The 7,778-nt window shown below is 51.1% G+C and carries 6 protein-coding genes and 1 pseudogene; 3 read left to right on the plus strand and 4 right to left on the minus strand.

What is annotated here, in order from left to right; genetic code table 11:
* A partial coding sequence (locus RMO84_RS09205; protein ID WP_310488177.1) for a hybrid sensor histidine kinase/response regulator occupies positions 1-2,083 on the plus strand: 2,083 nt, incomplete at its 5' end.
* Between the two features lie 673 nt (positions 2,084-2,756).
* Positions 2,757-3,893, plus strand: a complete 1,137-nt coding sequence (locus RMO84_RS09210; RefSeq protein ID WP_310488178.1) for an ATP-binding protein — start codon at positions 2,757-2,759, stop codon at positions 3,891-3,893.
* Here RMO84_RS09210 and RMO84_RS09215 read toward each other — a convergent pair.
* Positions 3,871-4,287, minus strand: a complete 417-nt coding sequence (locus RMO84_RS09215; protein ID WP_310488179.1) for a DUF2294 domain-containing protein — start codon at positions 4,285-4,287, stop codon at positions 3,871-3,873. The two genes, RMO84_RS09210 and RMO84_RS09215, sit on opposite strands and share 23 nt — an antisense overlap.
* Positions 4,288-4,927: 640 nt before the next feature.
* On the opposite strand from RMO84_RS09215, the gene RMO84_RS09220 reads away from it, so the two are divergent.
* Positions 4,928-6,070 (plus strand): ATP-binding cassette domain-containing protein, encoded by a 1,143-nt coding sequence (locus tag RMO84_RS09220; protein WP_310488180.1) that lies wholly within the window; start codon positions 4,928-4,930, stop codon positions 6,068-6,070.
* Between the two features lie 482 nt (positions 6,071-6,552).
* Here RMO84_RS09220 and RMO84_RS09225 read toward each other — a convergent pair whose 3' ends face one another.
* From RMO84_RS09225 to RMO84_RS09235, 3 genes and pseudogenes are all read right to left on the minus strand, one after another.
* Positions 6,553-6,681: a hypothetical protein gene (locus RMO84_RS09225; RefSeq protein WP_310488181.1), complete on the minus strand. Its 129-nt coding sequence runs from the start codon at positions 6,679-6,681 to the stop codon at positions 6,553-6,555.
* Between the two features lie 109 nt (positions 6,682-6,790).
* Positions 6,791-7,372, minus strand: coding sequence for a pentapeptide repeat-containing protein (locus tag RMO84_RS09230; RefSeq protein WP_310488182.1), 582 nt, complete (start codon positions 7,370-7,372; stop codon positions 6,791-6,793).
* Positions 7,373-7,638: 266 nt separating this feature from the next.
* Positions 7,639-7,778: pseudogene (locus RMO84_RS09235) on the minus strand (photosystem II q(b) protein); the annotation flags it as partial.

The following is a 7,778-nucleotide window of genomic DNA, read 5'->3' on the forward strand; positions in this document are numbered from 1 at the left end:
CGACGAGATCTCCTCGGCTGTCTTCAAAGTTCCGTCCAAGCCGCCAGTCAACAACTTGGAGCAAGAAGTAGCGGATCTATTCTCCGCGCTCGATGCCGCCCCCGAAGTTATCGGTGAAGCCGAGCGGCACAATCGATCGGACACAGCGAACTCTGCGCAGCCAGTTGTTGAAGTCGAACAGACAATCCGGGTCGCCACCAAACAATTAGAAGAAATCGGCGACTTATTTGGAGAATTAACGATCGATCGGAACGGATTGAATCTCAATCTCCAGAGTATCCGTCAATTAGTTGGCAACCTCCAGGCAAAAGTCAAACAACTGGAAACCTCCAACTTCAAGCTCCGCGCAGCTTACGACCTCAATGCGACTAGTCAACAGCCGCCAGCACTCGACGACACTACTTGGCAGCAGGGTGAAGCGAGCTTGTCTAGCGACGTCACTAGCGACCTCGATATCCTGGAATTCGATCGCTATAGCGACTTGCACATCCTCTCCCAAGAAGTGATGGATAATATCGTGCAGATCGAAGAACTCGCCACCGACTTGGATCTCCAGCTCAACGATACCGAACGCACCAACCGCGATCTCAATCGTACCGCCAAACAAATGCAAACCGGCTTAACGCAAGTGCGGATGCGACCGATTTCCGAGCTGTTCGGTCGGTTCCCCCGCGCGATGCGCAATCTATCGATCGAACATGGCAAACCGATCGAGTTGCAGCTCAAAGGCGGTACCACCCCGATCGAACGCGGCATTCTCGAAGCCCTCAACGATCCGTTGATGCACTTGCTCCGCAATGCTTTCGACCACGGGATCGAACCCAGTGCCGTCCGCCGTGCCAATGGTAAATCCGATACTGGGACGATCGAAATCAGTGCGACCTATCGGGGCAACCAAACCGTAATCACCATTAAAGATGATGGTGGCGGGATCGACCTCGATAAAATCCGCACTAAAGTTAGAAAAATGGGGATTGGCGAGCGCGAAATCGCCAATTTTAAAGATAGCGAACTGATCGATCTGATTTTTGAGCCAGGTTTTAGCACCGCTGACAAAGTTACCGATCTATCCGGTCGCGGTGTCGGGATGGATGTGGTGCGTACCAATATCCGCGCCTTACGCGGCGATGTTACTGTCGATACTCGATTGGGTAAAGGTACGACCTTTACGATCTCCGTGCCGCTGACCCTCTCGGTCGTCCGCGTCCTGTTGGTCGAAGTTAACGGCTTGTGGCTGGCCATTCCCAGTAACATTGTCGAAGAAATCCTGATCCTCGATGACGATCGCGTTGTCAGTACGGCAGGACAAAAAATGCTGCAATGGGAAAACTTCACCGTTCGGCTGATCGAACCCGCAAACTACCTGCGGATGCCCGATTTCAATCCCCAAATTGCCGCGTCCAATCTCCCGACCATCAACTGTCCCACCGTCTTAATGCTCGACCAAGGCCAAGATATCGTCGCTGTCAAAATCGATAAATTCTGGGGCGAGCAAGAGGTCACGATTCGCCAACCCCAAGGTCATCTGAATATGCCGCCAGGGTTCACGGGTTGTACGATCCTCGGCGATGGCCGGATCGTGCCGCTTGTAGATGCGATCGAATTAATCCGCTGGATCGATGGCGATCTGGCAACGGTAAATGCGATCGGTAGCACGCTCGATTTCCGCCAGCAAGATGTCAAAGTGGCAGCTCCACCAGTCGCAGCCGTGCAACGCAATCGGATTCTGATTGTGGACGACTCGATCAACGTCCGCCGCTTTGTCGCCCTTACCCTCGAAAAAGCTGGCTATCTGGTCGAGCAAGCCAAAGATGGTCAAGAAGCGATCGAAAAACTCCAATCGGGCATCCAAGTGCAAGCTGTGGTTTGCGACGTCGAAATGCCTCGGATGGATGGCTATGGCTTCCTCTCGACCGTCAAAGGTCTGGCACCATTCAAGCACATCCCGGTCTTGATGCTCACGTCCCGCAGTGGCGACAAGCACCGCAAGATCGCCATGAATCTCGGCGCGAGCGGCTACTTCTCCAAGCCGTTCAAAGAACAGGAGTTACTCGCGAGTTTGACCCAATTTATCGGTAAATAACGGGAGCGATTCGCTGGGAGCCAACGATCGAGCACCGAACGTATAAACGTTCGGTGCTCGATTAATTTCGATCGTCAGCACTCAATTTGCTGACATGTTCGTCAAGGTAATTGAATCGTTCGATCGCCGGAATGTAGGTAAGTAGCTGGACATAATTAAAATAACAATAACGAAATCGCCCTCACCCCGCCCTCACCCCGCCCTCGCCTCCGGCTCTGGCTCCCCTCTGTCTTGTCTCGCTGTCTTGACCCAAACACATGCGGAGGGAACCTCCGCGTGATTTGGGTCGCTGAACCGTCGGGGAACAAAGGCGTGCGCGAGCCGCTCCCAAGCTTGGGAGCGGCGCATCGAACGGGAGGTTCCCTCCCGTTTGTGTGCGTCAAGACAGAGGGGCTGGGGGTGAGGGCAAAAGGCTGGCATTTTAGATTTAATTTCGCCTAGCTACTTAACTTGGTAATCAGATCCAGATACGATCCTCTATTTGGCAGCAACGAGTTAATATATTATATTTATTACAGACAAAGCTCGACCTACCCCTTTTCTAAAATTTTTCTAGAAGAGTTGTGGTAGCTCGATTGTCCAGTGCAGAGCAAGAGATTACGGAACCGCTTTAACTTGGTACCAACTTCCGGTCTATTCCTCTGAAACCCACAGTTACAGATAAAATAACACCGTGAATACCAATTTTCAGGAATTGACTATTTTGATAATAGATGATTCCTCATTAGACCGTGGCGTCTATAATGCTTATCTGCTCGATCGCGACAGTTCCACAGAGCCAATGAGAGCGGTCAATGGCGTGGCTGATGCTGTCCAGCTCTGCCAAGCGAGATCGCCAGATCTAGTTTTGCTGAAATTCGATCGCGACAAAGATCGAGGGCTAGATTTCATCGCCGCTCTCCAAATCGAAGCTCGGGATCTATTCCTACCACCGATTGCGATCTGGCCGGATCTAGCCAGTTGCGAAAGTAGTTCGGCGATGAGATCGGGCAGTAGACTCGCACCAGCAGGATCGTTCCCACCTCAGCCACCGCTTGTCGATCGATTCGTCGCCGCACCGCTGCCAGCAACCATTCTAGATCCACTCTCTCTGGGGGCAAAACTAGCAGCTACCAACGAACTGCTGGCACAACGAGAGCGAGAACTAATTGCCTTTGAGACCCTAGTCTCCCAGGAACTGCGCGCGCCCCTCAAAGGAATTGCTAATTTAGCCACTTGGTTAGTAGAAGACTTAGAGTCTCACTTAACCCCAGACACCCGCAAACAGTTCGACCTGCTTCAATCCCGCGTCCGCCGGATGAATTTATCGATCGATCGGTTATTGGATTATACGCAGGCGGGTCAGCAGCCGATAACTAGATCGCGAGTCAATGTCGGCCAACTCCTCACCAAAATTATCGGTTCATTCGATCTAACGGCGGGATTTTCGATCGAGATTGCCGCCCCCATGCCCACCTTCCGCACCGATCGCGTTGCACTCCAACAGGTATTTACCGATCTACTCGAAAATGCGATCGAGCATCACGACCGCGCCGATGGCCGCGTGCAAATTGTCGCCCACCAGCAGCAAAATTGCTACCTGTTCGAGATTAGTGACGATGGGCCGGGAATCGCACCTCAGGATCGAGAGCGCATCTTTGAAGTGTTCCACAGCTTGACGCCCCAAAAAGACGATCCCAGTCCGGGGATGGGGTTAGCCATCGCCAAAAAGAAAATCGAACTTCAAGGCGGCAAGTTGTGGGTTGATTCTACTCTTAGAGTCGGCTCTAAATTTAGCTTCACCTGGACTACGGCACCGCTGGAGCTTTAGGTACCTTTTTACCCTTGGGTACTGCCTCGATATTTCTCGCGACTGGAGTATCTCCCAAAACAGCGACAATTGCCGTTCTGCCCGTTTCGATGGTGGCATCACTGAGGAAATCTTCTACTTTCACCTCCAAAATTTGTTCGATCGTTTCGCGGATATAGGGTGAGATCGCTTCATCTAAATTAGATCGCACTTGTTCGACCAATCGCTCGTCGCCATTTGCCACCAATAATTGTTCGGCAGGAGTAATCGAATCTTCGATTACAATTACGACTTTTTGGTCGAATAATTTGCACAGGATTTGGCTGGGTCGATGTCCGAGTTTTTCTTTGTAGAGGGCTTGGATCTGTTGAGATAGTTTCCTTTCTAGTTGTCCGACGGTTGGTTCTGCACTCACGATGCGATTCTCGATATAAATATAGATGCTGCTGTCTAAGCTGCACTCGCTCTCATAAAGTTGCTGCTGGGGTTGTGACTAAGGATCTAGTTCGCGCTCGCTCTCAACCAGAGCTACAGAAAATTATGTGAGTGAGGCATTTATGCTCCAAGATCGAGGGAATCTATTATGTAGAGGCGCAAGATCTTTGTGAGATAACACCTCATTTACTATTGCTGAGCTTTGATATAGCAATCTTAAACCAATCCTTACAATCGCTACAACCATCACCAGAGATATTCGCTCGCAATCTTTGATACTACTTTGGATTTTCTCTGACGCTCGATGTATTGCTGGAGTGAAGATGGCTAAATCTTCCTAAATATAGAAGCAATACAGCACTCTCCAGTAATATGCAGTATGTTATTGGTTTGAAAAGGGGGGAGCGGGGAGCGGGGGAATTTGTACTTCACAATTCAGGAAAGTGTTGTAAGAAGCAATAGCTCGAATTAATCGATCGAGAAGTAAGCTCCCCAGTCACCGATCTCCTCCCAGATCGCTAAAATTTAGGAGTTCGCCCGATCGGATCTGCGCCTTCGACCGCTCCGATCGACAACAGCAGTAAAATAAGACTAGTATCGGCAAAGCTCCACTGCAATGTATGTCTAGCGTTAAACTCGATCGCATCAGCCGTAAATTTACTGGCACATCCACCCAGCCAGAACAGAGATTTATAGGCATCGACGATATCTCCTTCGAGATTCCCGATGGTGAATTTTGGGTACTGGTGGGGCCGTCAGGATGTGGTAAATCTACCTTACTGCGGATTATTGCTGGATTGGAGACAGCCACTAGCGGTCATGTCTATATCGGCGATCGCTTAGTCGATCGTGTCCCCGCCAGACAGCGGGATGTAGCGATGGTCTTCCAAAATTATGCCCTGTACCCACACATGACCGTAGCCGAAAACTTGGCCTTTGGGATGCAAATGCGCGGTGTGGATAAAGCGACAATCGAGCTGCGCGTCGGCGATGTCGCCAAGTCACTGAAAATCGATACACTACTCGATCGCAAGCCCAAACAACTCTCTGGCGGCCAACAGCAACGCGTCGCGCTCGGTCGGGCGATCGCTCGCTCTCCCCAAGTTTTTTTATTAGACGAACCACTTTCCAACCTCGATGCCGCTCTGCGCGATAATACCCGCAGCGAACTCAAGCAACTCCACCAACAAGTCGGGATTACGACGATCTACGTCACCCACGACTGCGTCGAAGCCATGACACTGGCCGATCGAATCGTCGTCCTCGATCGCGGCTACATCAAACAAATTGGCACGCCCTACGAAATCTATCACCAGCCGATCGATCGGATGGTAGCCACCTTTATCGGCACGCCGCCGAGGAATGTTTTTCCCGCCACTTATCACGATCGCCAGTGGCTGATTGGCGATCGTCAGCTCACCTGCGAGCAAGCCTTAGCCGACCAGCTCAAACTCCGTAACGGACAAGGCTTGAGCCTCGGCATCCGTCCCGAGTATCTAAAGATCGTACCTGACGAGACTCCCGATAGCCTCTCCGTGCGGATTGACGGCATCGAAACCCTCGGTCGGGAAACTCTGCTCAAAGTCTCGATCGCTGGCACCACCATCCCCCTCAATCTCATCGCTGACGCCGAGTGGTCGCAGCGAGTCGGTAACGTTAGTAGTTCTAACCTGCTCGGCACGCACCTAGCAGTCCGCCTAGATCCCCAGTGGCTATTTATCTTCGACCCCACCACTGGCGAGAGACTCTATCCCGATCGCTAATTTACCCGATCGTTACATGCAAAGCCGTTACCAATTTGAGGTACGTTTCTGCTCTTCTGTACTCTTTTCTTCCCCGCTCCCCGCTCCCCCATCTCTCTTTCCATACTAAAATCTAGCTAACGTGAGTTCGGGTTAAGGAAAACCGATCTGCTTCGCTCAAGCACTGCCCTGAACTAGAAGTGTTTCGTTCCTAAAGGCTTCGCCAACGGGCTAAAAGCAAAAGTTCGTTGAAACGAACTAACTGATTTGACAGTTCTCTTCAGAGAACTTTTGCTTTTAGCCCCTGTCTTGTTGCGCTGTCTTGACCCAAACGCACGCTGTAGGCGTTGGCGTTGGCGTAAGCCTGCCGTAGGCACAGCCTCTCCGGAGGAGATCCGAAGCGAGACGTGTCGAAGACGGGAACCTCAGCGCGATTTGGGTCGCTGTCTTGTCGCACACAAACGGGAGGGAACCTCCCGTTCGATGCGCCGCTGCTTGGTGCGCTAAACCTGGAGGAAACCTCCAGAGCGCATCCGCAAACCGTCGGGAAACCCGAAGTTGGCGTTGGCGTAGCCTGCCGTAGGCACAGCCACTCCGTTAGCGGCTTGCTCCCGCCTTTGTTCCCCGACCATGGAAGCAAGACAAGACAGGAGTTACGCGCACCGCAAATTTATTTGAGGGCGGTTCAGAAACGAAGCTAGGAGTCATTAAGCAAGTATCCTTAACCCGAACTCAGGTTAGCTATTTCAGCAGCGCGTAACGCAGATCCACCTGACTGAGATCGACATCGAGCAAGCAAACTTCACTAATGTATGCATTATCGAAAATTGCTTTCTTGAGTGTCACGCCGCGCAGTTCTGCTTGGGAGAGATTCGCACCTGTCAGATTGGCTCTGCTCAAGTTTGCCCCAGCTAAATTGACACCAGTGAGATCGGCATATCGTAAATCTGCACCCATGAGATTGGCATGGCTGAGATTCGCCCCTTGGAGATTGGCCAGCCGTAAATCGGTATTGCGCAAACACGCACCCTCACCATCTACCCCAATTAAGGTCGCCCGAATCAAGCTCGCTTGATTGAGATTGGCCGATACTAGACTCGCACTAGTCAAATTCGATCGCCACAAATTGGCTCTAGTTAATACTGTGGCCGACAAATTCGCACACTGTAAATCAGACCCGGACAAGTTGGCATTAGTCAGTTGTGATTGGCTCAGATCGATCGCCGCCAAACATCTTTCGGTCAGACAAGCATCCGCCAAATCGGTCGCAATGAATTCTCGCTCTCCATTATGATATTTTGTGAGTAACTCATCGGTATTCATTGTCGATTATCTCCCAGAGACATTGCGCGATCGCTTTCAAAGTTTTAAGTGCTCTATCCCCATCACAGCTTGTCGATTCTGCCCGCTCGATGTTATCTACATCTCTGTCAACCGAACCCTTGTCTTAGAGCTTGACTTCACTTATTAACTATTGTTAACTATTGTAACAAATACTAGACAAAACCGCAAATAGTTCGGCCAATGAAAAAGCCCCCTGCCACTAGGTGGCAGGGGGCTTTTAGTTTACTCAGAAGAGTGAGTTGGAATTAACCGTTGATAGCAGGAGCAGTCAAAGCAACAGGAGTAGCTTCACCAGCAGCTAGATCGAGCGGGAAGTTGTGAGCGTTACGCTCGTGCATTACTTCCATACCTAAGTTAGCGCGGTTGATGATGTCAGCCCAGGTAT

The sequence above is a fragment of the Chamaesiphon sp. VAR_69_metabat_338 genome (genome assembly GCF_031423935.1).
Taxonomy (GTDB): Bacteria; Cyanobacteriota; Cyanobacteriia; order Cyanobacteriales; family Chamaesiphonaceae; genus Chamaesiphon.